Source organism: Alistipes sp. i18-0019-D1, from assembly GCF_042852885.1.
Lineage (GTDB): Bacteria > Bacteroidota > Bacteroidia > Bacteroidales > Rikenellaceae > Alistipes.
In genome coordinates, this window is the sequence record NZ_AP031424.1 from 1903711 (window position 1) to 1928938 (window position 25228).

A 25228-nucleotide genomic window follows, 5' to 3' on the forward strand; every position below is an offset into this window, starting at 1 on the left:
AATGAAATCTGAAATCAACTATTGCCTGCGTGTGCTGCTGATGGCGGGATGTCTGGTGACTCCGCCCCTTGCGTTGTCCGCCTGTGCAGACGATGAAATCAAGCGTCCGGCGGTGACTGACCCCGTGATGCCCGATCTCGGGCCGGAGGCTGCCGAAGGGACGATCAGCCTTTCGCAGATGGAGACCTATACTCCCTTCACGGCCGGAACGGGCGCCCATTCGTACCGTATTCCCGCGATGGTGACCGCTGCCGACGGCTCGCTGCTGGTGTTCTGCGAGGCGCGCTACAATTCGTGGATGGACAAGAGCTACACGGACATCGTGGTCCGGCGCAGCACCGACAACGGCAAAACGTGGTCCGAGCAGACCAACCTGACCGGGTCGGCCAACGGCGGCGGCTACGCTTTCATGGACCCCACGCCCGTGGCCGACCGGACGACGGGCAGGATCTTCGTGTTCTGCTGCCGTTGGGTCAAGTCGGACGCCGACGCGACCAAGACGCGCGCCTATATGATCTCCTCGTCGGACAACGGCGCCACGTGGAGCGATCCGGCGGATGTCACCGACCAGGTGATCGTGCCGGGCTGCTTCAGCTCGGGATTCGGTCCCGGCTCGGGCATTCAGATCTCGCGCGGACGCCGCGCGGGACGCCTCATCCTCCCTTCGAGGCAGTATAACGGTTCGGCCAGCAAGGGTTTCGCCGTCTATTCCGACGACCACGGCACCACCTGGAAGGTAAGTTCCGAGGTGCTGGGCGGCGAGAGCCAGATCGCCGAGTGCGGCGAGGACCGGCTGACCGTCAACATCCGCAAGGGCACCGACCGCTACTCCTCCTTCTCGAAGGACGGCGGCCAGACGTGGACCGCGGCCGCAAAGGACGGCGGGCTGCCTTCGTTCGAGAGCGGCTGCCATGCGAGCGTTTGCAGCGGCGGCGGGAATATGGTCTTCTACTGCGGTCCGAAGGGCGGCGCGAAGTCCTCGACGCACGACAACCGCTACGAACTGATGCTTTACCGCAGTCCCACGGGCGCCCAGGGGTGGACGCGCAGCCAGTTGCTCTACGACCTGGCGGCCGGTTATCCCGACATGACGCTGCTCGGCGACGGACGCCTGGCCATCGTCTTCGAGGCCGGTCCCGAGAAGGGCTTCATCACCCGGAGCAGCCGTCCGGCGGGCTGGATGCGCCTCGATGTGCTGATTTTGCCCCGGGAGGTGGCCGACTACGGCTATTGGTTCGAATAATACTAACGCTTAACCTGGAAAACCATGAGACAAAATTCCAAACTCAATAGATGCCGGATGCTGTTGGTGTCGGCGCTGATGCTGTTCACGATCGGCGTGGCGGCCGCGCAGCCCCGCCATACGGTGACGGGAAAGGTGACCGATGCGTCCGGCGCTCCGATGGTCGGGGTGACGGTGATCGAGCAGGGGACGACCAACGGCACGACGACCGGTGTCGACGGGAGCTATTCCCTGACGGTGAAGGGCGAAAAGGGCGTGTTGACATTCAGTTCGCTGGGATATACCTCGCAAAACATTCCCGTGGGCGGGAAGGCCACGGTCGATGTGAAACTCGACGAGGATGCCATCAACATGAGCGAGGTGGTGGTGACCGGATACGGCCGCACCGTCACGAAAGACAAACTGACGGCCGCGATTTCGAAGGTTTCGGGCGACATCCTCGAAAGGGGCGTGCGTTCGAATCCCTTGCAGGCGCTGGCCGGTACGGTGACGGGCGTGCGTGTCGCCACGACGTCGGGACAGCCCGGTGCGGCGCCCTCGATCGTCATTCGCGGCGGCGCGGCCCTCGACGGCACGGGTACGCCCCTCTATGTGATCGACGGCGTGCAGAAGGAGGATATGAACGACATCAACTCGAACGACATCGAGTCGATCGAAATCCTGAAGGACGCCGCGGCGACGGCCCTTTACGGCGCCAAGGCCAATGCGGGCGTGGTGCTCGTGACGACCAAGCGCGGCCGTGCGGGCAAAGCCGAAATCTCGTTCAAGGCCAACGTCGGACTGAACTACCTGCGCAAGACCAACGAGTTCCTCGCGGCCGACGACTACCTTTACTACCTGCGTCTGGCGGCTTACCGTTCGGGCAATGTCGCGGCCCTCTCGGCTGCCGGCCCCTACGGGACGGGCAACCTTTACGAAGCCGACGGCAACAAGGCGCAGGAGGGCGTTTACAGTACGATGTTCCTCACCGACGACAATGCCTTCCTGCTCAAGAAGGGTTACAAACAGATGATCGATCCGATTACGGGCAAGACCATCATTTACAGCGAATTCACGCCGAGCGACGCTTCGGTGCGCGACATGGCGCTGACGCAGGACTACAACATCTCGGCGTCGGGCGGCAACGACCGCGGGCGTTACTATGCCAGCCTGGGTTACTACGACGAGTCGGGTTTCCCGGTGATCTCCTATTACAAGCGGTTGTCGTTCACGACCAACGCCTCGTACAAGATCACCCCGTGGCTCGAATCGAACAGCCAGTTCAACTTCTCGCGTTCGGACAGCCGCCAGGTGAGCGATTACATCGGCGGCGGCGAGTCCAACTTCTTCGGCATCATGTTCTCGGCGCCCCCGACGATGCGCCGGTTCAACCCCGACGGCGATCCGGTCGTCTGTTCGACCAACTGGGAGAACGGCAACTGGGATGCTGCCCAGAGCAGTTTCTACCGCCGCAACACCAATTACCGCTTCACGATGAACCAGGGCCTGAAATTCAATATCACGGACCATATTTCGCTGAAGGTTAACGGTATGTGGTACTTCAACATGTATGAAAAGGAGAAGTTCAACCGGACCTATATCGTCAAGCCGGGTTCCCCGAACAGCGACCATGCGGCTTCGGCGAGCTATTCGCGCATGCTGTCGCAGACCTACAACGCCATCGCGGGGTACGAAAATTCGTGGCACGGCCACAATTTGAGCGTCATCGTCGGTTACGAGTTCTACGACAAGTTCAATTTCGGCCTCTCGGCCGGCGGGCAGGGCGCCGACTCCGACGACTTCATCAGTCTGGGGTATATCGACAAGACCCTCGATAAGAACATCTCGAAGATCAGCATGAATTCGACCCACCTGAACGAGCGCAGCATGTCGGTCTTCGGCAACGCCAGCTACGACTACAAGGGCAAGTACCTCTTCTCGTTCTCGGCGCGTTACGACGGTTATTCGAAGCTGGTGAACAACAAGTGGGGCTTCTTCCCGGGCGTCAGCGCCGCGTGGAACATCCACAAGGAGAAGTTCATGGAGGGCACGCAGGGCTGGCTGTCGAGCCTGAAGATCCGTGCCGGATACGGCCAGAACGGAAATGTGAACATCCTGGCCGGACCTTACGATTTGCAGGGCAATTATGGCAAGACCGGCAGCTACGACGACGAATACGGCATCCTGATCAACAAACTGCCCTATCCCGACCTGCGCTGGGAGAAAACGACCTCGGTGGACTTCGCCGTCGAGGCCAGCTTCCTGAACCGCTTCCGGGTGTCGGTGGGAGCCTATAACAAACTTACCTCCGACCTGCTGGCCGAGGTTCCCTTCCCCAGCTCGGCGGGCGTCGGCAACCAGTACACCAACAACGGCAGCGTCCGTAACCGCGGCCTGGAGTTCGAGTTCGACGCCACCGTCTTCCAGAACAAGGACTGGAAGGTGCAGGTGGGCGGAAATGCGACCTACATGCGCTCGAAGATCATGCGGCTGCCCGATAACGGCAACCTGAACAACCGCCAGGGCGGACAGCAGGTCTACAATGCGGCCGGCGACCTGATCTGGGTCGGCGGCAAGCAGGAGGGACAGGAGTACGGCGTGGCCTATGCCTACCGGATGGTCGACGTCGTTCGCAGCGAGGCCGACCTGCAGAAATATGCCTGGTATGTGGACACGACCCCTTCGGCCGGCACGATCTACGGTCCCGGCGCCTGGGCGACGCTGACTGCCGCCGAGCAGGAGAAGGGGCAGCTGCTGCAACCCGGCGACGCCATCTTCTACGATGTCAACGGAGACAACACGATCGACCAGTACGACCAGGTGAAGATGGGCAACACGATTCCCCGCTGGGTCGGCGGCGTGAACCTCTCGGTGGCCTGGAAGGGGCTTTCGCTCTACGCGCGTTTCGACTACGCCACGGGTTATGTGGCCAAAAACAGCCGCAAACAGTATTACATGGGGCTTTCGCAGGGTACGTTCAACACCCTCAAGGAGAGCAAGGACACCTGGTCGGAGGAGCGTCCCGACGCCAAATACCCGATCCTGATGTACGCCGACACGAAGTTCCGCAACAACTACCGCATGAGCAATATCTTCTACGACGATTCGAGTTACCTCTGCGCCCGCGAAATCGCGTTGAGCTACTCGCTGCCCGAGAAGTGGGCGCGTGTGGTCCGCATGAAGAACCTCACGGTGTCGGTAACGGGGCAGAATCTTTTCTACTGGACCGGTTCGTCGCTCTACAACCCCGAGTACGGCGTCAACGGAAACGGCGGCTACGGCATTCCCCGGACGGTGCTTTTCGGCGTCAAGGCCACTTTCTAAATCTTTAAAACACGACGGTTATGAAACGAATGAAGATATGTCTCCTCCTGTTGATCGGATCGCTGACGGCATCCTGCAACGCCCTCGACCTGGGCCCGGAGGACATCTACTCGATCAACAACTACTGGAACTCGGCCGAGCAGTGCGAACGCTTTATGATCGGGCTGCACTACCGGGTGCGGGAGCGTGCCGAGAACATGCTGCTGATGGGCGAAATGCGCGGCGGCATGCTCAACACGGCCTCCGTGACCTCCACGGGCGAGGGAGCCTACAATGTCGAGGCGGTGAACAACAACCTCTCGGAGGCCAATCCGGGCCTGACCAACTGGGGCAATTTCTACATGGACATCTACCAGATCAACCACGCCATCGACAAAATCTCGACTGCGTGCGAGTTTCTCGACGACAAGACCCGCCACACCTATCTGGGACAGCTCTACGGACTGCGCGCCTTCTACTACTTCCACATGTTGCGCACGTGGGGCGGAGTGCCCCTCTGCGACAAGCCCGACGTGCTGATGACCAGCGAGATCGCCAAACTCAACAAGGAGCGTGCGACCGAGCAGGAGACCTGGCAGTTCGTCCGCGACGACGTGGAGCGTTCGTGCCGGATGTACGAGGAGCTGGGATTCGGGAATTTCAAGAGCAAGAACTGCTACTGGAACAAAGCGGCTTCCTACTGTCTGAAGGCCGAGGTGTGCCTCTGGGGTGCGAAGGTGAAGCCGCTGAAAGGTTCGGCGGTCCTCTCTCCGTCGCCCGAGGACGACCTGACGGACGCCAAAAATGCGTTGGAGGCCGTCGAGCCGCTCTACGCATACAATGCGAAGTTCGCCGACGCCTTCTCGCCGACGGGCAAGGACTCGAACCGGGAGACGATCTTCGCCCTCCGCTACAAACTGGGCGAAAAGTCGAACCACTACATCAATTTCACCTATAACGTGGCTACTTTCACGAAATATCTCGACAAGGACGGCAACAAGATCGGCAACGTCTTCAACATCGGCAGCGGCGCCATGCGCTACGAATATTCGCAGGCGTGCTACGACGCTTTCGATGAGGATGATTCGCGCCGGGACGCGACCTTCATGCAGTTCTACCTGAAGGACAACGACGAAAAGGTATATCCTGCCGGCCGTGCGCTGTGCAAGTTCCTGGGCGAGGTCGACAACGGCAAGAAGCAGTTCACCAACGACGTGCCCGTCTACCGCTACATGGACGTGGCGCTGATGCTTGCCGAGGTGAACACCTGCCTGAACGTCCCGGCCGAGGTGAAGAAGTGGATCGAGGCGGTCCGCACCCGGGCCTACGGCGCGGCGAAGCGGCCTGCGTTCACCTATACGACCCCGGAGGCTGCCGAGGAGGCGATCCTTGCCGAACGCACCAGGGAGTTCGTGGCCGAAGGCAAGCGGTGGTACGACGTACGCCGCATGCTGGGCGGCAGGTATGCTCTGGAGCTGGTGCGCGGCAACGAGCTGAAACTCGTGTGGCCGATCGACGCGGGCGTCCTCTCGAAGGACAGCAAGGTGAAACAGAACGAAGGATATGTGACGGAATGACCGGCGGACTTGTAAATATCCGGACTGCGGCGCTGCTGCTGGCGGGATGCCTCGGCATCCTGCCGGCGGCGGCACGCGAAATGCGGGTACAGGTGCACAACGCCTGCATTCCCGTGATGACCGACCGGCCGTTCAACGTCGTGGCCGAAATCTGCGTCGAGAACCGGGACGCGGAGCCGGTCGTTTTCGACGGGGTTTCGGTCGCGCTCGGGGACGGGCCTGCTGCCGGGGCTGTCCGTTCGCTGCGGCTGGTCTATACCGGCACGATGTCGGCCCTCTGGTCGCGCACAACGTCGTGGGCCATGAAGGACCAGTTCAAACGCCTCGGAGGCTGTCAGACGATCTACTGCGATCCGGGCTATGCCCTTCCGCAGCCCGAGGTGCGGCCCGTCGCAGGTGGTTCCGTATGGCTTCCTGCGGGCGTCCGGCTTCCGAAGGGGCGTCACTATTTCTACGTCAGCGCCGCCGTCGGTCCTGTCGCGGCGGATGCCTTGTCCGATGCCTTCGGGCTTGCCGTGACACGGGTCGGGATCGGCGGTTCCGACGCCGCTTTCACCCAGGACCGCAACCTTCCCCGCCGGTTGGGCGTCGCCGTCCGCCGGCACGGTGACGACGGCGTGTATGCCTATCGCATTCCGGGTCTGGTGACGACGAACGAGGGCACGCTGCTGGGGGTCTACGACGTGCGCCGACGCACGAGCCTCGATCTGCAGGACGACATCGACGTGGGTTTGAGCCGCAGTACCGACGGCGGGCGCACGTGGGAGCCGATGCGCATTATCATGGACATGGGTACATGGGGCGGACTGCCCGAGGCGCAGAACGGCATCGGCGATCCGGCGATCCTGGTCGACGAACGGACGGGCGAGATTTTCGTCGTCGCCGTCTGGGTCCACGGCATCGGCAACGACCGCGCCTGGACGGGCGTGGGGCAGGGCATGGTTCCCGAGGAGACTTCGCAGCTGATGATCGTCAGCAGCCGCGACGACGGCCGCACGTGGTCTGCGCCGCGCAACATCACCCCGCAGGTCAAGGACCCTTCGTGGTCGCTGACTCTGCAAGGCCCCGGGCGCGGGATCACGATGCGCGACGGCACGCTCGTCTTCCCGATCCAGTATATCGACTCGACGCGGGTTCCCAACGCGGGCGTGATGTACAGCCCCGACCACGGGCGGACGTGGCGGACGCACCGCTTCGCCAAGTCCAATACCACCGAATCGCAGGTGGCCGAGCCGGCGCCGGGCGTGCTGATGCTCAACATGCGCGACAACCGCAGGACGGGGCGTGCGGTCTTCACGACGCGCGATCTGGGGCGCACCTGGACCGAGCACGTCTCGTCGGGGGCTTTGCGCGAACCGGTCTGCATGGCCAGTTTGCTTCATGTTCCGGCGGAACGGAACGTTCTCGGGCGTGACGTGCTGCTGTTCTCGAACCCCGATACGACCAAGGGCCGCAACCATATGACCGTCAAGGCGAGCCTCGACGGGGGTTATACGTGGCTTCCCGGAAATCAGCTCCTGCTCGACGAGGAGGAGAACTGGGGCTATTCGTGCCTGACGATGGTCGACCCCGGGACGGTCGGCATCCTCTACGAGGGAAGCACCGCGCAGCTGGTCTTCCAGACCGTGAAACTGCGTGACATCGTGCGCAGTGCGGACGACGGGCTTTCCTGGCGTTCCCTGCCCGAAACGGCTCCTGCGGAAGCCGGATATGCGGCCGGGGTTTCGGCCATGTACGCCGGTGCTGCGGGGGATGCGCTGATCGCTGCGGGAGGCGCGAACTTTCCGGACGTCCCGGCCGCCGAAGGCGGTGAAAAAACCTTCTACGACGGTGTCTTCCTGCTGCGCGGCGGGGTTTGGAACCGGGCCGGGCGGCTGCCCGCTCCGGCGGCTTACGGCGTGACCTTCCCGGTCGGGGACGGACTCGTGCTCGCCGGGGGCGCCAATGCCTCGGGAGCGCTGCGCAGCGTCGTGAAACTTCGCCCGAAAGGGAAAAAGGTCGTTGCCGCGGAGCTGCCCGCCCTGCCGTGTGCCGTCGAGCAGGCGGCGGGAGCGGCCGTCGGCGGAAAACTCTACCTGGCGGGCGGCATCGCCGACGGGACCCCCTCGGCGGCGCTGTACATGCTCGACACGCGTGCCGCAAAGCCGCAGTGGCGGTCATTGGCTCCGGTTCCCGAGGCCTTCGTCCAGCCCGTTATGGCGGCTTCGGCGGGCCGTCTCTACCTCTGGGGCGGATTCGATCCGCGGGACGGGTCGGTTTCGGGCAATGGCTACTGCTACGATCCCGCCGCCGACGCATGGCATGAAATCCCCGGCGTTCCCGACGGCGGAACGTTTGTCGGAGGCTGTGCCGCGACGCTTGCCGACGGCCGCATCCTCTGCACCGGGGGCGTCGACCGCGCCGTTTTCGCCGCGGCGCTGCGGCTGCCGTCCGCCGAACTCGGATCTTACCTTTCACAACCGCCCGCGGCCTACCGTTTCCGTGCTGCGGCGTGGATTTTCGATCCTGCGTCCGGGCAGTGGAGCCGGGCCGGGGTGTCGGGCCGCACGGCCCGTGCAGGCGCGTCGCTCGTGCCCTGTGCCGGAGGCGTCTGCCTGCTCGGCGGAGAGATCAAACCCGGGGTCCGCACTCCGGACGTATGCCGCACCGACGGCTTGGAATAACTTCAAACCCTGTTAACGATGAATCGGATTCAAACGAGTAAAATTTATCCCTGGGTGGTCGTGGCCCTGCTGTGGGTCGTGGCCCTGCTCAACTACATGGACCGCCAGATGCTCTCGACGATGCGCGATGCCATGCAGTTCGACATCACGGAGCTTGAATCGGCCGTCAACTTCGGCCGGCTGATGGCCATTTTCCTCTGGATTTACGGCTTCATGAGTCCCGTGGCGGGGGCCGTCGCCGACCGTATCAGCCGCAAATGGCTCATCGTCGTCTCGTTGGGCGTCTGGTCCACCGTGACGCTGCTGATGGGCTATTCGACGACCTTCACCCAGATCTACTGGCTGCGGGCGCTGATGGGCGTCAGCGAGGCGCTCTATATTCCGGCCGGGCTGTCGCTGATCGCCGACTACTTCACCGGGTCGAGGCGCAGCCTGGCCATCGGCATCCACATGACCGGGCTTTATGTCGGCCAGGCCGTCGGCGGTTTCGGTGCGACGGTGGCCGCGGCCTTCTCGTGGCAGACGACCTTCCACTGGTTCGGCATCGTCGGCATCGTCTATGCCCTGGTGCTGATCCTGCTGCTGCACGAAAAACGCCGCGAGAGGCCCGAACCGAAGGTCGACGCGCCCAAGCCTGCCGGGGAGACTGTCTGGCGGAGCTTCGCGCTGCTCTTCTCGAATATCGCCTTCTGGACGATCCTCTTCTACTTCGCCTCGTCGTCGCTGCCGGGCTGGGCGACCAAGAACTGGCTCCCGACGCTCTTCTCCGAGAGCCTCCGCATCCCGATGTCGCAGGCAGGACCGCTCTCGACCATCACCATCGCCTTTTCGTCGTTCCTGGGCGTGATGATCGGCGGACCGGTGTCCGACCGCTGGGTGCGGCGCAACCTGCGCGGGCGCATCTACACCAGCGCCATCGGGCTGGCCCTGATGATCCCGGCGCTGGTGTTGCTGGGACTGGGCAGCGGCATGTTCGCAGCCGTGGCCGCGGGGCTTTGCTTCGGTGTGGGCTACGGCATGTTCGACGCTAACAACATGCCCATCCTCTGCCAGTTCGTGCCGGCGCGCCAGCGCGCTTCGGCCTACGGGGTGATGAACATGACGGGCGTCTTCGCCGGGGCCGTCGTTACGAAGGTCCTCGGCGGCTGGGCCGACGGCGGTAACCTCGGACTGGGATTCGCCCTGATGGCGGCCGTTCTCGCGCTGGCACTTTTCATGCAGCTGACCGTCCTGCGTCCGAAAACCGATAACATGGAGTGATGAACCGGGAAATAGACCTTTCGGAAACCTGCTACGGCCGGGTCCGCGACCTGCAATACGACCTGGCCGTGCTGCCGTGGGGCGCGACGGAGCCTCACAACCTGCATCTGCCTTACCTGACGGACTGCATCCTTGCGCACGACATTGCCGTGGATGCCGCGCGGAAGGCCCTCGAAACCTGCGGTGTGCGCTGCATGGTGCTGCCGCCCGTGAGCATGGGTTCGCAGAACCCCGGGCAGCGCGAACTGCCGTTCTGCATCCATGCCCGTTACGAAACGCAGAAGGCGATCCTCACCGACATCGCGTCGTCGCTCCGGGCGCAGGGCATGCGGCGGCTGGTGATCGTCAACGGTCACGGCGGCAACTGTTTTAAAAACATGATCCGCGATCTGGCGGTGGAGATGCCCGACCTGCTGATCGCCGCGGGCGACTGGTATGCGGCGTGCCCGGCGCAGGACTTTTTCGACGAACCGGGCGACCATGCCGACGAACTCGAGACCTCGGTGATGATGCACTATCATCCCGAGCTGGTGAACCTCGCCGAGGCGGGACCGGGGACTTCGAAACCTTTTGCAGCGCGCATGCTGAACGAAAAGGTGGCCTGGGTGCCCCGCGACTGGCGGCGGGTGTCGCAGGATACGGGCATCGGCGATCCGGCGAATGCCACGGCCGGGAAGGGCCGCCGCTTCGCCGAAGCCGTCGCCGGCCGTTTCGCGGAGTTGTTCTGCGAACTGGCCCGCGGCCCGGTTTACCGGGATTGACGGCGCGGGTCGCCGGGGTGTGAAAAAAGCGGCAGGCCTCATGGTCTGCCGCTTTTTCTTATAGACTGTGGCCGTGTTTTTGCACGTGCCGATCGAGCCTCACCGCCGGATTCCTCCCCGCGAAAGTACCTCCTCGAAGTAGGCAATGGTCTTTAAGAGACCGTCTCGCAGCTGGATTTTCGGTTCCCAGCCGTCGAGCATGTTGCGGGCGAGGGAGATGTCGGGCTGCCGCTGCTGGGGGTCGTCGGCGGGCAGGGGCAGGTGGACGATTTTCGATTTCGAACCCGTCAGGGAGATCACCTCCCGGGCCAGTTCGGCGATGGTGAATTCGTTCGGGTTGCCGATGTTCACCGGGCCGGTGAAATCGTCGGGCGTGTCGTTCATCATGCGCACCATGCCTTCGATCAGGTCGTCGATGTACTGGAACGAACGGCTCTGCTCGCCGTCGCCGTAGATCGTGATATTGTCGCCCCGCAGCGCCTGGACGATGAAATTCGAGACCACGCGGCCGTCGTTTATGTCCATTTTCGGACCGTAGGTGTTGAATATGCGGATGATCTTCACGGGAATGCCGTGTTCGCGGTAGTAGCTCATGAAGAGCGATTCGGCGCAGCGCTTGCCCTCGTCGTAGCACGAGCGGACGCCCAGCGGGTTGACGTGTCCCCAGTAATCCTCCCGCTGGGGGTGGATCAGCGGGTCGCCGTAGACCTCCGAGGTCGAGGCCTGGAGGATCTTGGCCCGGTTGTATTTGGCCATGCCCAGCATGTTGATCGAGCCGATCACCGACGTTTGGGTGGTTTTGATCGGATCGTGCTGGTAGTAGATCGGCGAAGCGGGGCAGGCGAGGTTGTAGATCTCCTCGACCTCGGCCATATAGGGATAGACGATGTCGTGGCGGATGACCTCGAAATTGGGGTGCGGCAGCAGATGCCGGATATTGCTTTTGTGGCCGGTGAAATAGTTGTCGATGCAGATGATGTCGTTGCCTTCCGCAAGCAGCCTTTCGCATAGGTGGGAACCGATGAATCCGGCGCCGCCTGATATTAGTATTCGCTTCATTCCCAAGAGGAGAAGATTGATTCAGAAACACAAAGGTAGAATTTATATTTAAAAATGAACTATCTTTGCAGATGAAATAAACAAATTGGGTCGAAAAAACATGCCTTATGGGCCGAAAAGCCGTATCCTGCCTGTTGAAAATTCTGGGCGTCGCCTTTACCGCATTGCTGCTGGCGGCAGCCGTCGTGAGCTGGCGCTCGTCGTTCATCTCTCCTGAAGCCGGAAACTTCTGGGCTTCCGTCGCATTGCTGATGCCCGTCATCCTGGCGCTGAACCTCGCGGCGCTCGTCTGGTGGCTTTTCCGCCGCAAGTGGGGCGTTGCGCTGATGCCCGCCGCGGCGCTGGCGCTCAATCTGGGGTATATTTCGGCGATGGTCCAGCTGCCCGATTTCGACAGCAAGGGTCCCCATGACATCCGCATCGCCACGCTCAACTCCTTCGGGTTCCGCCGTCTCGGCCCCACGCCCGTCACGGCCTACGGCATCGCTACGGTGATGAAGCGCGAGCAGGTCGACGTGCTCTGTCTCCAGGAGTTTCCCGAGGACCGCGCGTTTCCGGCCGACAGCATCGCCCGGTTTTTCGCCGCGCGGATGCCCTACTACGTCGCCCAAAGCGGGCAGGCCATCCTGAGCCGTTTTCCGATCCTCGACCACCGCTACGTCCGGTTTCCCGACTCGGGCAACGACTACCTGGAGGCGGACCTCCGGGTGGGCGACGACACCGTGCGCGTCTTTTCGGTGCACCTCCAGACCTCCGGCATTTCGAGCCTGCGCCACCGGTTCCGCAAGGATTACAACAGCAACGCCCCGGTCGAACGGGTGATCGGCGAACTGGAGCGCAACAGCCGTATCCGGGCGCAGCAGGTGCGCGAAATCCGTGCGGTGATCGACTCCACGCATTATCCGGTCATCCTTGCCGGGGATTTCAACGACACGCCCTCCTCCTATACTTACCGCCGGCTCAGGGGCGACATGACGGACGGCTTCCGGGCCGTCGGCAATGGCTTCGGCGGCACGTTCCGCTATCTGGGCGGCGTGCTGCGCATCGACTACGTCTTCTACGACGACAATTTCACGGGGGTGGGTTACTACATGCCCGACGACGATTTGAGCGACCACAAGGCCGTCATCGCAGAGCTTAAGCTCCGGCGGTAGCCTCGGCGGCCTTTTCCTGTTCGGGCTGTTCCTTGGCGATGGTGAACGTGAAGGTCGAGCCTTCGCCCTCCTTCGATTCGATGGTCACCTCGCCGCCGTTGCGGCGCGTGAGGTCCTGCACCAGCTGCAATCCCAGTCCCGATCCCTCTTCGTTCTTCGTTCCGTAGGTGGTGTGGTGGATTTCGGGGTTGAGCAGTTTGGGAATGTCCTCCTCCTTGATGCCGATGCCGAAGTCGCGGACGGCGATCACGGCATGCGAAGGTGTGTCGCGGACCGAAATGATGATGCGTCCGCCCTCTTTGGTATACTTGATGGCGTTGGACATCAGGTTGCGCATGATCGTCTTGACCATGTCCACGTCGCAGTGGACCGTGATCGGGCCGGGAATGTCGTATTCGACCTCGATGTTCTTGACCTGCGCCACCGTGTCGGACATCTTGCTGGCGAAAAGCACCACCTCCGAAATGTCCACCTCCTGGAAAACCGTGTTCATGCGTCCGATCTGGCTCTTGGTCCATTTCAGGAGGTTGTCCAGCAGCATGAAGGTGCTTTCGGTGATGTTGTTGCCCATCGAGAGCATCTCGAAGTTGTCCTCGCCGATCTGTTCGGCCGTGAGGTTGATCGAAAGCATGTTGAAGACCATCTTGAGCGTGCCGATCGGCGATCGGAGGTCGTGGGCGATCACCGAATACATCTTGTCGCGCGCCTCGACGGTCTCCTGCAGTTCGTCCCGCTGCTGGAGGATGGTGCGCTGCGCCGCTGCCAGGTAGATGTGGTGGGCCACACGGGTGATCAGCTCCTCGTGGTTGAACGGCTTGGAAATGTAGTCGCTGGCTCCGAACTTGAATCCCTTCACGATGTCCTCGGGGTTGTGCAGCGCCGTGAGGAAAATTACGGGGATGTCCTCGTGCGCGGGGTCCGCCTTCAGCCGTTTCAGCACTTCGTAGCCGTCCAGGTCGGGCATCATGATGTCCAGCAGGATCAGGTCGGGGTTCACCTCCGCGACTTTTTGCAGCGCTTCGAAACCGCTCGACGCCGTGACGATCTTGTATTTCGCCCGGCTCAACACGGCTTTGAGCAGCATGATGTTCGTGGCGATGTCGTCGACCGCGAGGATGGTGTAATCCTCGGGCTTGATGGCAATGTTTTTCATGGCAGTCAGCAGTTTATAACCAACAAATCTAATAAAAAAATCGGGCTTGTGCAAAAAATCATGCGCGGCGGGCCTTTTCCCACGTCCCGCGGCCCCGGTGGGTCGCCAGATACCAGGCTCCGCGGAAGACGTTGAGGTTCATGAAGAGGAAATAGTAGGGAACCGAGAGCATGCCGCCGCGGTTTCCGCGGCGTTCGCGCACCCATCCGGCGGCCGCCGCGAGGTAAAAAATCGCCTGCAGGGCGAGCAGCACGGCGTAAAGTGCCGGATGTCCGGACCAGAGCAGCGCCACGTTGAGGGGCACCAGGGCCGCGAGCGCCACGGGGGTGACGGTCCACCGCAGCACGCGGTGCGAGACGTACTGGAACCACAGCACCCCGTAGCGGAATGGATTCAACAACTTGCGCAGGCGCCATACCGACTGTAATCCTCCCGCTGCGATACGGCGTTTGCGCTTGCCCTCCTCGCCCATGTCGGCCGACGGGGTCTCGAGGGCGCAGGCCTCCTTGCAGTAGGCGATCCGGTAGCCGTCGGCGGCGATGAGCATCGAACAGACGAAGTCGTCCAGCAGCGTGTCTTCGGGCATCGTACGCCATAGGTCGCGCCGCACGGCGAACAGCTCCCCGGCGGCTCCCACGGCCGAATGAAGGCGGCAGTCCCACTCCTTGAGTTTCGATTCGTATTTCCAGTAGACCCCTTCGGTCGCGGCGGCGCCGGACCTTTCCGCGGCCGCCACGCGCTTCTCGCCGGCGACGCACCCCACCTGCGGGTCGTCGAAACGGCGCACGATTTCGGTCACGGCTTCGGGGTTGAGCATCGTGTTGGCGTCGGTGAAGACGACGATCGGGGTATGGATATGCTCCAGCGCACGGTTCAGCGCGGCGGTTTTGCCGCCGCGCCGGGCGTCGTGGAGCACCGTGACCCCAGGATAGGCGGCCAGCAATTCGGGCGTGCGGTCGGTCGATCCGTCCGTCACCCAGGCGATGTGCAGCCGCCCTTCGGGGTAGACCAGCGCCCGGCAGTTTTCCATTTTGGCGGCGACGATCTCCTGCTCGTTGTAAGCGGCGATCAGCAGCGTCACTTCGGGTGCTTCGGCCGGGGCGGCGTGTTTCGCGGCGGGGCACACCGCATCGCGGAGTTTCACCAGCACGGCGAGCAGGGCGCCGTACCCGACGTAGGTGTAGACGACGAGCAGGGCGCAGGCCCAGAAAACGATGGCTGTGGCAGTCATGGCGTCGGTCGGTTTATTTGCGGCGGAGCAGCCGTTCGGTTCCCCGGACGAACTTGTATCCGAAGAGGTTGATCAGGAGAGTCCGGGTGCGGTAGTAGGCGAAGGCCTTGGGCGAGAACCACGAATTCTGGTAGTGGTGGATGGCGTAGGTGTCGGGCGTGAGCATCACCCTGCGCGAGTCGAAGACCTTCGGCGAGAAGTAATCCGGCGGCAGGATATAGACCGCTTCGGAGAGGTCCTTCCGTTTCAGGGCTTCGAGGCCTCCCTCGGCCTTCACGATGGGTTTCAGCTGCGGAATCCGCTCCTGCATGATCTCGGGCAGCATCCGGATGTCGTACGTCCCGTTCTCGCGGACGAATTTGCGCCCTTCGTAGTAGTCGAGGCACTGCTTGATCCAGTCGCAGCCCTTCTCGGCGCCCAGCACGGCGGCTTCGATCGTCCCGGCGGTCTCGGCCCCCGCGAAATAGGGCAGGTCGAGCAGCGGGTCGAAGCTCCGCAACACCTCGACGTCCGAGTCGAGGTAGATGCCTCCGTAGTTGTAGAGGGCGTAGAAACGGATGTAGTCGGCTGCGAAGGCGTATTTCTTCGCCTCGAAGGCCTGCTTCACCCAGGGCACGGACTCCAGGTCGAAGCGTTCGGTGTCCCAGAGGACGACTTCGTAGTCGGGCAGGTGTTTTTTCCAGCTGGCGAGGCACTTTTCGATCTTCGCGGGATAGGGGTCTCCGCTCAGCCAGCAGAGGTGGATTTGCTTGGGTATCATGGTGTCTGGAATTTCATTTCGGTCATTATCTTTTGCATCTGCCGCTCCCACGAGAGCCGTCCCTCGATGGTCGTGCGGATGTGCGCCGGGGTGCGGTCCGCCGTGTCGAGCCAGCCGAGGAGGGCGGTGATGTCGAGCGGCGTGTCGTCGGCCGGAGCCTTCAGAACGTAGGGCATGCCGTCGAAGTCGCTGTCCCGCTCGGAGTAGACGAACGGGATGCCCCGCGCGGCGTATTCGCGGTTTTTGAGGCTTTTGAGGCTCTCGATGCCGTTGCGGTGGCGGGCGAGGCTCGCCACGCCCATGTCGCACCACGCGAACTGGGAGTCGAGCGCCGCGCCCGAGCGGGGGCCCGTGATTTCGACATACTCGCCGAGGCCGTATGCCTCGATGCTGCGGGCGTAGCCGCCGATCAGGCCGGGCATGCCGTCGCCCACGATGCGGAGTCTCACCACACGGTCGTGCGGCCCGGCATAGTAGTCTTTCAGCCCTTCGATCACGCGGTCGAAGCCGTGCCACGGGTGGATGTTGGCCAGCGCCAGCAGCCGCACCTCGCGCGTGATGTCGTGCAGTTCGGTTTTGAGCGGAACGGCGTCGAAGTCGATGCCGTTGGAGATGCGGATGGTCTTCTGTCCGAAGATCTCCTCGTCGTCGGAGAAGGTGACGATGCGGTCCACCTCGCGGGCCAGGCTGCGGCGGAACAGCCGGTCGACCTGCAACTGGCATTGCTCCTTGAGACCTGTTTCGCGGAACTCGGCGTCGTAGGGATAGGTGGGGATTTCGAGGGCGATGCGCACTCCCAGCCGGTGCACGCGGCGCAGCCATGCGACGAGCAGCGGATTGGCGTTCAGGTCGTGGCGGATGTAGAGAAACCCCACCCCTTCGCGGCGGATGTAGTCGGTGATGTCGGCGTAGGAGACGCGTTTGAGCACCTTGGCGCAAAACCCGCTCCCGAAGGTGCGGATCACCTCGTCGCCCGCCAGCCGCCGCTGCGTGCCGTCCGGACCGATCTCCAGGTGGCACAGCGCGATCTTTGCGCCGCTCCGGCGGAGAGCCTCGCACTGGGCGAAAATCTTCTTCGAGATGCCGCTGTGGGCCGAGAATCCGTGGAATACGATGAACAGTCCTTTCATGGCGGTTTATTTTCCGGGCCGCAGGTGCGCCGCGAGTTCTTTGAGGTCATACACGCCGCCCAGCTGGACGTAGGCCAGCCAGACAACCGCTGCCGCCGCGCTTTTGGCCGCCAATGCCGCCGGCAGGGGCGTTCCGGCCGGGAGCAGGTGGGTCAGGCCCGCGAGCGCGAGTGCGAGGATCGCCGTGAGCAGCAGCGGCGAAAGGAGACTTTTCCAGAAGGGTCCCCATTTCATCCGCAGGGTCAGGCAGAAGAGTGCGTGATAGCACTGCACGAAGTTGACGGCGAACGAGAGGCAGATGGCCCAGGCCACGGCTTCGAGCGTCCCGAAGGCGAAGATGCCGGTGCAGATGGCCGTGACGTTGAGCGTGGCCGAAAACAGGCCGCAGATAAAGAGCATCCGCGTGGCGTTTGCGGCCTGGAAGATCGAACCCGAGGTCGACATCACGATCTGGATGCCGACCGAGAGGGCCAGGATGCGGAACGCCGCTACCGACGGCATCCACTGTCCGCCGAAGATGATCAGCACCAGCTCCTCGGCCGTGAACCACAGCACGGCCGACAGCGGCAGGCCGATGAAGGCCAGCAGGCGGATCACCTTCAGATAGGATTCGCCCAGCTTTTTCAGGTCGTCCTGCATGTGGGCGAAGATGGGGTGCATGACGGGCGAGATGACGAAGGCGATGTTTTGCAGCGGCATCATCATCAGGCGGTACGACTTGTCGTAATAGCCCAGGTCCGAGAGGCTCATGTAGCGTCCCATGAGCAGTTTGTCGAGGTTGCGGCTGAAGAAGTTGAGCAGCTGGAACGAGAACTGGTAGGCCGAGAACGAGAAGACCTTCCGGATCGCTCCGCGCGAAGGCCGCAGGCGGATGCGGAGCGGGTACTCGCGGTAGTTGATCGCGAAGAGCATCAGGCTCGAAAAGACGGGGTTGATCGTCAGGGCGTAGATGCCTGCCCCGGCGTAGGCCGCGGCGATGCCCGCGGCGCCTCCGACGACCTGCACGGCCAGCGAGCGCACGGCGGCGAAGCGGAAACGCTTGTCGCGCATCACCAGCGCGTTGGGGACGATGTTCGCCGTGGCGAAGAAGAGGTTCAGCGCGAGGATGCGGCAGATGTCGCGCAGTTGCGCCGAGTCGTCGTAGAACGAGGCGATCAGCCCCGAGGCGGCGAAGAAGAGCAGGGCGATCACGGCTGCCGACCAGAGCGTGAGCGAGAAGATGCCGCCCAGGTCGCGGCGCGAGAGGTTCCGGTGCTGGATCACGGCCGGGCCGATGCCCAGGTCGCTGAAGATGGCGAAGAAGGCGATGATCACCGTGGCGATGTTCACCACGCCGAACTCTTCGGGGGTGAACAGGCGCGCGAGCACTGCCGTCACGAGGATCGTCACCACGACCCCCGCATACTTGGCGACGGAGGTGTAGAAGACGCCCGAGGCAAGCTCCCGGCCCACCGAATGCGGCTGTTTATCGTCGTTGTGCGTCATGCAATCGTTGGTAAATTCGTCCGTATGCCGCGGCGATCTGCGGCAGGCGGAGGTGTTCGCGGGCGTATTCGAGGTTCTCGCCGCCGTGTCCGGCATCGGCGAGCCGGGCCGCTTCGGCCAGCGCGCGGTCCACCGAAGCGGGATCCGCGGGGTCGAAAACCGGATTCCCGGTCGCGGCCAGCATTTCGCCGATGTTTCCCGAATCCGGGCCTGCGACCACGCGTCCGAAAGCGAAAGCCTGGGGCACGTTGCCCGAGTTGAGGATGTCGGTGCGCTGGATGAAAACCACGTCGGCGGCCGTGAAGTAGGCCGGCAGGTCGGCGTCGGGAATCAGTCCTTCGGCCGAGGTGATGCGCATGCGGAACCGGTTTTCGGCCGCGTGTGCCGCATGGTACAACGTTTTCACCGCGAGGCGTTTCACTCCCCGGTGGTACGAGCCGTTGAGCGTGTAGGGCCACAGCCGGGGTGCGAGCAGGAATTTTCCGGCAAGAGGCAGCCGGCGAAACGCACGCCAGACCAGTTTCCGTTCCGAGGCGTGACGGAACGCCCCGAAGGCCAGCATCACGAAGGCATCGGCCGGAATCCCCAGTTTCCGCCGGGCCTCGCCGCGGTCGATGGGGGCGTACAGTCCTTCGTAGATGTGGTGCGGGATCACGGCGTGCAGCTGCTGCGAGGCGGGGTAGGCCGCAAGGAACTCCCGGCGGCTGTAATTGCCCAGATGCACCACGGCGTCGGCGTTCTCCTCGGTCAGCCGGTAGGCTTCGGCCAGCTGCGCGTCGCCCTTGTGGGGACGGGTGTTGTGGCGGGTGTAGACGACGGGGATGCCCTTTTCGTGCAGCGTCCGGAACTGCTGGCGGAGCGCCGCGACCTGTTCCGCCGTCGGATAGCTCCATCCGAACAGCTCCTCGGGCCATTGGAGGTGGATGACGTCGTAGGCTTCCGCATTGTTCCAGAACTCCCCGGCCGAGCACACGACTTCGAACCCGCAGGCGCGGATGCCCTCTGCGAGCAGGCGCACGAACGGGTTGTCGCTCAATCCCGAGGCTTTATAGACGATCAGTATTTTCATGGCCTGCTTCAAACCCGGACCCACTCTTTTTTATCGGAATCGTAGCGTTTCACGACCCGGGCCGGATTGCCCACGGCCACGCTGTACGGCGGGATGTCCTTGGTGACGACCGATCCGGCGCCGATCTGGCAGCGCTGGCCGATGGTGACGCCGGCCAGGATCGTCGAGTTGGTCCCCAGGTGGGTGTAGTCGCCGACCTTCACGGGCCGGAGCATCAGCGGCTGGAGGTTGGGGTCCGTCGTGACGTCCTCGTAGCCGTGGATGAGACCCTGCACCGAGACGTGCTGGCCCAGGAAGACGTGGCGGCCGATGTCGACCGGCCCGACCACCACCGAGCCGATGCCCACGCGCGAACCTTCGCCGATCCGCACGTCGCCTGCGCCGTTGTTGACCACGGCGAAATCCTCGATCTGGGCGTTCTGCTCCAGCGTGAAGCGGTGCCAGGGGAAGACGTCGGCGCGGGCGTGCCGGCTGATTTTCGACCCCCGTCCCGCCGGGTGCAGCAGGGGGCGCAGTATCCTCACCCACCAACGCGGCCGCGGCCGCTTGGGCGAGGAGAGCATCCACAGCGCGAGGCGCCGCAGGCGGGGATTTCGTTTTATTGTTCCGATCATTGTTTCTTCAGGTTACGGTTTACGGGACCAGTTCGCGGTAGAGCGACAGCAGTTTCTGCGCGGTCTGCTCCCAGGAGAACAGTTTCGCCCGGTCGAGTCCGTAGGCGACCTTTTCGGCCCGGAACGCCGCGTCGGATTCGAGCCGCAGGAGGGCGTCGGCGATCTCCGCGGGCGAGGTCGGGTCGACGAGGATGGCCCCCTGGCCCGCGATCTCGGGGATGGCCGAGGTGTTCGACGTGACGACGGGCGTCCCGCACGCCATCGCTTCGAGCTGCGGAATGCCGAAACTCTCGCGCAGCGAGGTGTAGAGGAACGCCGCCGCACCGTTGTAGACGGCCGCCAGGTCGCCGTTGGGGATATACCCCGGCAGACGGAGCATGTTTTCCAGATCGGGCGCTCCGATCCGTTGCAGGATGGATTTTGCCGCCTCGGGCGTGAGGTCGGCGATGAGCAGCGGCAGCGGATGCGCCGAACGGCGCACGTATTCGGCGTAGGCGCGCAGCGTTCCCGGGGTGTTTTTCTTGGGGTCGGTGTTGCCCAGGAAAAAGAGGTATTCCGGGTCGGAAAGGTAACGTTGGGTGATTCCGGCCGTGTCGTCCATCGGCCGGAAGCGGGTGTTGTAGCCGTTGTGGATGGCCGTGATCCGTTCGGGGGCGAGACCGAGCGCCGTGCGGATGCGGTCGCATTCGAACTGCGACACGGTGATGATCTTGCGGCACTTGGGCAGGATGCGCGGCACTACGAGGCGGCGGTACTGCCGTCCGAGCGACTGGTAGAGCGATCGGTTGCGTGCAGCCTGTTTTTCGAGAAAGATGATGTCGTGGAGCGTCACCACGAGGGGCGTCGAACCCCACACTGGGGCGGTGTTGCTCGTGCAGTGCAGAAGGTCGGGCCGGATGCGCGCCACGGCCCGCGGCAAGGCCCACTGTTCCCACAGCGGGTACGACGGGCAGCGGAGTGTGAGGATATGCACGTTGGGCGTCTCCTCCAGGCAGGGGTCGGGACCGTCGCCGACGAGGATGAAGTATTCGTTTTCGGTGTCGAGCCGTTGCAGGCAGCGGATGGTTTCGAGCGCCACGAAGTCCATGCCGTGTTTGTTGGGGCGGAAGATGCGCTGTGCTTCGATGGCTATTTTCATGGGATCGAGTCGGTTTTTTCCGGGGCTGCGTCCGACGCTCCGGTGTGTCGGGTGTGGATGAACTTATCCCTGGTTCCGCCGAGGCGGAAGAGGTTTGCGGCGGTGAGCAGCACCAGTACGGGAACCCGGCGCAGGGCGTGGCCGAGTTTGGCGTCGGTCTGCTCGTCGGGCAGGGCCATGGCCATCGCGAAGAGCAGCAGCAGCCAGGCCGCCCACCATTTGACCGATCCCCACGGGTCGAGGAAGGTCAGCGCGACGGCCCACAGCGGAACCAGCCCGATGAGCAGCATCCGCGGCGGCAGACACCATTGCACCAGCTTGTCCACATAGTCGTAGTTGCCCCGGAGCAGTGCGGCCGGGAGGTCCCGGAGGGCCGAGCCGAGGGCGTAGAACTGTGCCGCGATCCACCGCCGCCGCTGGTTGTAGTAAGCCCCTTCGCCCTGCACCTTCTCGTCCAGCACCATGAGGTCGTCGAGGTAGTCGATGTAGATGCGCTGCCGCAGGAGCAGGGTTTCCAGTTCCTTGTCCTCGCCCGAGGTGCGGCATTTGCGGATGTTGTCGCGGAACCAGTCGTAGGCGAAGGCCATTCCCGAGCCGATCAGCGCCGACGAAAGTCCCAGCGCCACGTGGCCGCGGCGGAAAATCGAGTTGTTGATCTCCTCGCTGGCGGCGTCCAGCACCGCCGTGTCGCTATCGCGGTTCTTGGCCGTGCGGTGGGCCTGCACCGCCACCATGCCCGTGTCGAACGCCTCGTTGAGGCGGGCGATGAAATCGGGTCCCACGAGGTTGTCGGCGTCGAGGATCGTGACGACATCGGCCGCGCCGGGTCCGAGTTGGTCCGTGGCTGCGGTCAGCGCCTTGGCCTTCGAGCTGTTCTCGAACATCACCACGATCACCGTCAGCGGCAGGCGGCGCAGTCCGGCGAGCGTTTCGGGCTTCAGCCGGTCGGCGATCACCGCCACGCGGTGCAGCCCTTCGGGATACTCTTGCGCCAGGGCCGCCTGTGCCGTGCGGAGGATCACCGCGTCGGCCTTGTAGGCGGGGATCAGCGTCACGAACCGCCGCTGTTTCCGCGCCGGGGGATAGTCGTCCGTGCGCCGCCGCATCGAGAACGCCGCGAAGAGGAAGAGGTAGAGCACCGGCAGCAGCAGTGCGAGAACGAGCAGCCAGTCTATGATGGTCAGCGCAGTCATTCTTTTCCGGTTTTATGGCGCAGAAAATCCCGGCCGCCGCGCAGGACGGCCGCTGCAAGGTCCCGGCGTCCGCACAGCAGGGCCGCGGCGACGCTTTTGGGAAGGGCCACGCCCAGTTGGTAGAGTATCGAGAGCCGCCGTTCCGTCCCGCGGCGGTTGCGGCGGGCGAACAGCAGGCGGTTGCGCGTGAGGTAATAGCTCCGCAGGGGGCTTTGCCGGCCCGTGGTGGCGCTCTCCTTGTGAAAAACGGTCGCCCGCGGGTCGTAGACGATCCTGTAACCCGCCTCGCGGATGCGCTCCGACCAGTCCAGCTCCTCGTAGTAGAGGAAATACTCCTCGGGCATCGGTCCCGCTTTCTCGACCGCCTCGCGCCGCACCATCATCGCCGCGCCGTGGGCGTAGGGCGTCGTGTGCGGCGTGTCCCGGGAGCCGTCGTCGGGCTGTCCGAACCCGACGAGGGCGTTGCGCAGGGTAATGCGCGTCAGGGGTGTGTAGCCCGCGAACTGGATCGCCTGCGGGGGCGCCCAGAAGCGGATTTTCGGGCAGACGGCCCCGACCGAAGGATCGGCGTCGAGTGTCTCCGCGAGGTAATGCAGCGTGTCGTCCCCGACCTCCGTGTCGTTGTTGAGCAGCAGGAGGCGGTCGCCCGAGGCGGCCCGGATGCCGAGGTTGTTGCCGCCGGCGAAGCCGAGGTTCTCCGGACTTCGTATGGCTATTATTTCAGGATAGCGTTCTTGCAATTCCGTCGCTTCGTCGCGTTGCGATCCGTTGTCGACGACGACGATTTCGAGCGGCGTCGTGACGTGGCGGCGCAGCGAGTCGATCATCGCCGCGGTGAGTGCGAAGCCGTTGTAGTTGACCGATATGACCGATATGCGTGGTTTCATCTCCTTACTCTTTTGCCATTGCCGGCGGAAGCGCCGCCGCGCGGGGATTCACGGCCAGCAGGTTCTTCCGGGGAACCGTGTTCTGCGCCTTTTCGGCCTCCTCCAGCTCCTTGTCGAAATGCGGCGAGAGGAAGATGAAGGCCATGCTCATATAGATGATCGCTCCCGTGGGAATCTGGCCCAGCACCTCGTTGCCGTAGGACATCACCACCACGCCCGAGATGCCTGCGACGAGCGCCGCGACGAGTCCCCGCAGCTGGGCATTGCGCAGGCGGAAGATCACCAGCCAGGCGCCCCGTCCCAGCACGTAGAGCAGGATGCCGATGTGCAGCAGCAGTCCGACGATGCCCGTCTCGACCCAGATCATCACGAACCACGAGTCGGTGGGAACCTGCGACAGCGGGGCGTCCGGGGCGAAGACCTTGGCTTTGCCGCCTCCGTGTCCGAGACCCGCTCCGAACGGTTTTCCGCGCATCAGTTCGCGCAGCTGGGCCTGGTTCTCCAGGCGCACCTGGAACGAGGCGTCCTGGGTGTTGAAGGCGCTGCGGGCGCGGCGTATGATGGGGTTTCCCTGCCCGATGGTCGTGAAATTGAGAAAGATGAATGCCGCGATGATCAGCAAGACGCCCGCCACGACCATCCGGAAGTTGCGTGAGAGCACTACGAATACGGCGTATCCGGCGAAAGGCACGGCCAGTGCGCTGCGCGTTCCCGAGATCAGCATGCCGTAGCACGCCGCGGCGGCCACCGCCAGCAGGTAGACCTTCATCCACGGGTTGCGGTAGTAGAGCGCGGAGATCGAGAAGACCACCATCGCCAGCCCCATGCCCGCGCCGAAGTTCGCGGCGTCGCTGTACACCGAGAAATAGCGCACGCCGGTGTAGATGATGTGCGTGACGGCGCCGCCCTCGACGAACAGCCAGTAGTTCTCGGCGGCGTTGAAGCCGGCGTATTTCTGGACGAGGGCCTTCAGCACGGCGATCAGCGTCAGGACCGACCATACGGCCAGCATGGCCTTCAGGTATTTGTAGCGGGCCATCGTGAGCTGCGTGAGCGCTACGACCAGGAAGAAATAGAAGGCCAGCGAACGGATGGCCATGGTCCACCCCTTGGGCGAGACGCTCTGGGGATTGAACAGTTCGAGTACGCAGTAGATCATCCAGATCGCCGCCGCGAGGGTCAGTCCCGTGCCGGCGCGCCGCCACTCGATCCGGTGGACGAGGGCCTGCAGCAGGAGTATCGCCAGGTTGAAGAACAGCGCGCCGTCGAGGATCAGCCCGACCGGCACGCCGTGGAGGAACTCCCGGCCGAGATACATGATGAAATAGTTGAGCACCAGCATCCCGAGCATCGAGACCGCCGGGTTGCGGAGCGAGAACCACAGTGCGCAAAGCCCGATGGGGAGCATCGACACGGCCGCGCCCGCCGGCAGCCCGTAATGGGTGAAGGCGTAGGCGACGACGGCCACGCCTCCGGCCGCAATCAGTCCCAGGGCGATCCGGGGGACGCTCAGCGAGGCGGTTATGTTGCCGTAAAGCTCCATTTGCGATTGTTTTGCAGGATTGCGGA

At 63.5% G+C, this 25228-nt stretch carries 19 protein-coding genes; 7 read left to right on the forward strand and 12 right to left on the reverse strand.

Going from position 1 to position 25228, the window contains the following annotated elements:
- Position 1 precedes the first annotated feature (1 nt).
- The 6 genes from ACGHP5_RS07905 to ACGHP5_RS07930 are packed head-to-tail and all read left to right on the forward strand — an operon-like array spanning position 2 to position 10786.
- A complete protein-coding gene (locus ACGHP5_RS07905) occupies positions 2 to 1243 on the forward strand; it encodes a sialidase family protein (protein ID WP_290532340.1) in 1242 nt (413 codons plus the stop codon).
- 24 nt (positions 1244 to 1267) lie between these two features.
- Positions 1268 to 4546 carry a SusC/RagA family TonB-linked outer membrane protein gene (locus tag ACGHP5_RS07910; RefSeq protein WP_390568352.1) on the forward strand — a complete coding sequence of 1093 codons (3279 nt, stop codon included), beginning with the start codon at positions 1268 to 1270 and terminating at the stop codon, positions 4544 to 4546.
- A gap of 20 nt (positions 4547 to 4566) precedes the next feature.
- Entirely contained in the window at positions 4567 to 6102 is a 1536-nt protein-coding gene (locus tag ACGHP5_RS07915) for a RagB/SusD family nutrient uptake outer membrane protein (RefSeq protein WP_295901155.1), read from the forward strand.
- A complete protein-coding gene (locus ACGHP5_RS07920) occupies positions 6099 to 8765 on the forward strand; it encodes an exo-alpha-sialidase (protein WP_390568354.1) in 2667 nt (888 codons plus the stop codon). The genes ACGHP5_RS07915 and ACGHP5_RS07920 overlap by 4 nt, the downstream gene beginning before the upstream one ends.
- Before the next feature lie 27 nt (positions 8766 to 8792).
- Complete coding sequence (locus ACGHP5_RS07925; protein WP_390568408.1) at positions 8793 to 10025, forward strand: MFS transporter; 1233 nt, start codon at positions 8793 to 8795, stop codon at positions 10023 to 10025.
- A complete protein-coding gene (locus tag ACGHP5_RS07930; protein ID WP_390568356.1) occupies positions 10025 to 10786 on the forward strand; it encodes a creatininase family protein in 762 nt (253 codons plus the stop codon). The genes ACGHP5_RS07925 and ACGHP5_RS07930 overlap by 1 nt, the downstream gene beginning before the upstream one ends.
- 99 nt (positions 10787 to 10885) lie before the next feature.
- On the opposite strand, the gene ACGHP5_RS07935 is transcribed toward ACGHP5_RS07930, so the two are convergent.
- Positions 10886 to 11845, reverse strand: a complete 960-nt coding sequence (locus ACGHP5_RS07935) for a UDP-glucuronic acid decarboxylase family protein (RefSeq protein ID WP_290532345.1) — start codon at positions 11843 to 11845, stop codon at positions 10886 to 10888.
- Positions 11846 to 11952: 107 nt separating this feature from the next.
- Between ACGHP5_RS07935 and ACGHP5_RS07940 the strand changes: the two genes are divergently transcribed.
- Entirely contained in the window at positions 11953 to 12999 is a 1047-nt protein-coding gene (locus ACGHP5_RS07940) for an endonuclease/exonuclease/phosphatase family protein (RefSeq protein ID WP_290532346.1), read from the forward strand.
- Here the strand turns inward: ACGHP5_RS07940 and ACGHP5_RS07945 are convergent.
- The 11 genes from ACGHP5_RS07945 to ACGHP5_RS07995 are packed head-to-tail and all read right to left on the reverse strand — an operon-like array spanning position 12983 to position 25202.
- Complete coding sequence (locus tag ACGHP5_RS07945; RefSeq protein ID WP_290532347.1) at positions 12983 to 14152, reverse strand: hybrid sensor histidine kinase/response regulator; 1170 nt, start codon at positions 14150 to 14152, stop codon at positions 12983 to 12985. The two genes, ACGHP5_RS07940 and ACGHP5_RS07945, sit on opposite strands and share 17 nt — an antisense overlap.
- A 58-nt stretch (positions 14153 to 14210) precedes the next feature.
- A complete protein-coding gene (locus ACGHP5_RS07950) occupies positions 14211 to 15383 on the reverse strand; it encodes a glycosyltransferase family 2 protein (RefSeq protein WP_337755624.1) in 1173 nt (390 codons plus the stop codon).
- A gap of 13 nt (positions 15384 to 15396) precedes the next feature.
- Entirely contained in the window at positions 15397 to 16143 is a 747-nt protein-coding gene (locus ACGHP5_RS07955) for a glycosyltransferase (protein ID WP_337755623.1), read from the reverse strand.
- Positions 16140 to 17273 carry a glycosyltransferase family 1 protein gene (locus tag ACGHP5_RS07960; protein ID WP_390568359.1) on the reverse strand — a complete coding sequence of 378 codons (1134 nt, stop codon included), beginning with the start codon at positions 17271 to 17273 and terminating at the stop codon, positions 16140 to 16142. Before ACGHP5_RS07960 ends, ACGHP5_RS07955 begins: the two co-directional genes overlap by 4 nt.
- 6 nt (positions 17274 to 17279) lie before the next feature.
- The gene (locus ACGHP5_RS07965; RefSeq protein ID WP_390568361.1) at positions 17280 to 18758 is read right to left on the reverse strand and encodes a lipopolysaccharide biosynthesis protein; all 1479 of its coding nucleotides are present in this window, start codon (positions 18756 to 18758) and stop codon (positions 17280 to 17282) included.
- Positions 18739 to 19827: a hypothetical protein gene (locus tag ACGHP5_RS07970; RefSeq protein ID WP_390568363.1), complete on the reverse strand. Its 1089-nt coding sequence runs from the start codon at positions 19825 to 19827 to the stop codon at positions 18739 to 18741. The genes ACGHP5_RS07965 and ACGHP5_RS07970 overlap by 20 nt, the downstream gene beginning before the upstream one ends.
- A gap of 8 nt (positions 19828 to 19835) precedes the next feature.
- Positions 19836 to 20441 (reverse strand): DapH/DapD/GlmU-related protein, encoded by a 606-nt coding sequence (locus ACGHP5_RS07975; protein WP_295901173.1) that lies wholly within the window; start codon positions 20439 to 20441, stop codon positions 19836 to 19838.
- A 19-nt stretch (positions 20442 to 20460) separates the two neighbouring features.
- Positions 20461 to 21579 carry a glycosyltransferase family 4 protein gene (locus ACGHP5_RS07980; protein ID WP_390568365.1) on the reverse strand — a complete coding sequence of 373 codons (1119 nt, stop codon included), beginning with the start codon at positions 21577 to 21579 and terminating at the stop codon, positions 20461 to 20463.
- Positions 21576 to 22772, reverse strand: coding sequence for a glycosyltransferase (locus ACGHP5_RS07985; protein ID WP_390568367.1), 1197 nt, complete (start codon positions 22770 to 22772; stop codon positions 21576 to 21578). The genes ACGHP5_RS07980 and ACGHP5_RS07985 overlap by 4 nt, the downstream gene beginning before the upstream one ends.
- Positions 22769 to 23659 (reverse strand): glycosyltransferase family 2 protein, encoded by an 891-nt coding sequence (locus tag ACGHP5_RS07990; protein WP_337755616.1) that lies wholly within the window; start codon positions 23657 to 23659, stop codon positions 22769 to 22771. Before ACGHP5_RS07990 ends, ACGHP5_RS07985 begins: the two co-directional genes overlap by 4 nt.
- A 4-nt stretch (positions 23660 to 23663) precedes the next feature.
- Entirely contained in the window at positions 23664 to 25202 is a 1539-nt protein-coding gene (locus ACGHP5_RS07995) for an O-antigen ligase family protein (protein WP_390568369.1), read from the reverse strand.
- Positions 25203 to 25228 lie beyond the last annotated feature (26 nt).

Bases quoted from the DNA above. Each gene is read 5' to 3' on its own strand.
- ACGHP5_RS07995 (WP_390568369.1), bottom strand. From the start codon at position 25,202: ATGGAGCTTTACGGCAACATAACCGCCTCGCTGAGCGTCCCCCGGATC.
- ACGHP5_RS07950 (WP_337755624.1), bottom strand. From the start codon at position 15,383: ATGACTGCCACAGCCATCGTTTTCTGGGCCTGCGCCCTGCTCGTCGTC.
- ACGHP5_RS07955 (WP_337755623.1), bottom strand. From the start codon at position 16,143: ATGATACCCAAGCAAATCCACCTCTGCTGGCTGAGCGGAGACCCCTAT.
- ACGHP5_RS07905 (WP_290532340.1), top strand. From the start codon at position 2: ATGAAATCTGAAATCAACTATTGCCTGCGTGTGCTGCTGATGGCGGGA.
- ACGHP5_RS07915 (WP_295901155.1), top strand. From the start codon at position 4,567: ATGAAACGAATGAAGATATGTCTCCTCCTGTTGATCGGATCGCTGACG.
- ACGHP5_RS07985 (WP_390568367.1), bottom strand. From the start codon at position 22,772: ATGACTGCGCTGACCATCATAGACTGGCTGCTCGTTCTCGCACTGCTG.
- ACGHP5_RS07965 (WP_390568361.1), bottom strand. From the start codon at position 18,758: ATGACGCACAACGACGATAAACAGCCGCATTCGGTGGGCCGGGAGCTT.
- ACGHP5_RS07970 (WP_390568363.1), bottom strand. From the start codon at position 19,827: ATGAAAATACTGATCGTCTATAAAGCCTCGGGATTGAGCGACAACCCG.
- ACGHP5_RS07935 (WP_290532345.1), bottom strand. From the start codon at position 11,845: ATGAAGCGAATACTAATATCAGGCGGCGCCGGATTCATCGGTTCCCAC.
- ACGHP5_RS07940 (WP_290532346.1), top strand. From the start codon at position 11,953: ATGGGCCGAAAAGCCGTATCCTGCCTGTTGAAAATTCTGGGCGTCGCC.
- ACGHP5_RS07990 (WP_337755616.1), bottom strand. From the start codon at position 23,659: ATGAAACCACGCATATCGGTCATATCGGTCAACTACAACGGCTTCGCA.
- ACGHP5_RS07980 (WP_390568365.1), bottom strand. From the start codon at position 21,579: ATGAAAATAGCCATCGAAGCACAGCGCATCTTCCGCCCCAACAAACAC.
- ACGHP5_RS07910 (WP_390568352.1), top strand. From the start codon at position 1,268: ATGAGACAAAATTCCAAACTCAATAGATGCCGGATGCTGTTGGTGTCG.
- ACGHP5_RS07920 (WP_390568354.1), top strand. From the start codon at position 6,099: ATGACCGGCGGACTTGTAAATATCCGGACTGCGGCGCTGCTGCTGGCG.
- ACGHP5_RS07960 (WP_390568359.1), bottom strand. From the start codon at position 17,273: ATGAAAGGACTGTTCATCGTATTCCACGGATTCTCGGCCCACAGCGGC.
- ACGHP5_RS07975 (WP_295901173.1), bottom strand. From the start codon at position 20,441: ATGATCGGAACAATAAAACGAAATCCCCGCCTGCGGCGCCTCGCGCTG.
- ACGHP5_RS07930 (WP_390568356.1), top strand. From the start codon at position 10,025: ATGAACCGGGAAATAGACCTTTCGGAAACCTGCTACGGCCGGGTCCGC.
- ACGHP5_RS07945 (WP_290532347.1), bottom strand. From the start codon at position 14,152: ATGAAAAACATTGCCATCAAGCCCGAGGATTACACCATCCTCGCGGTC.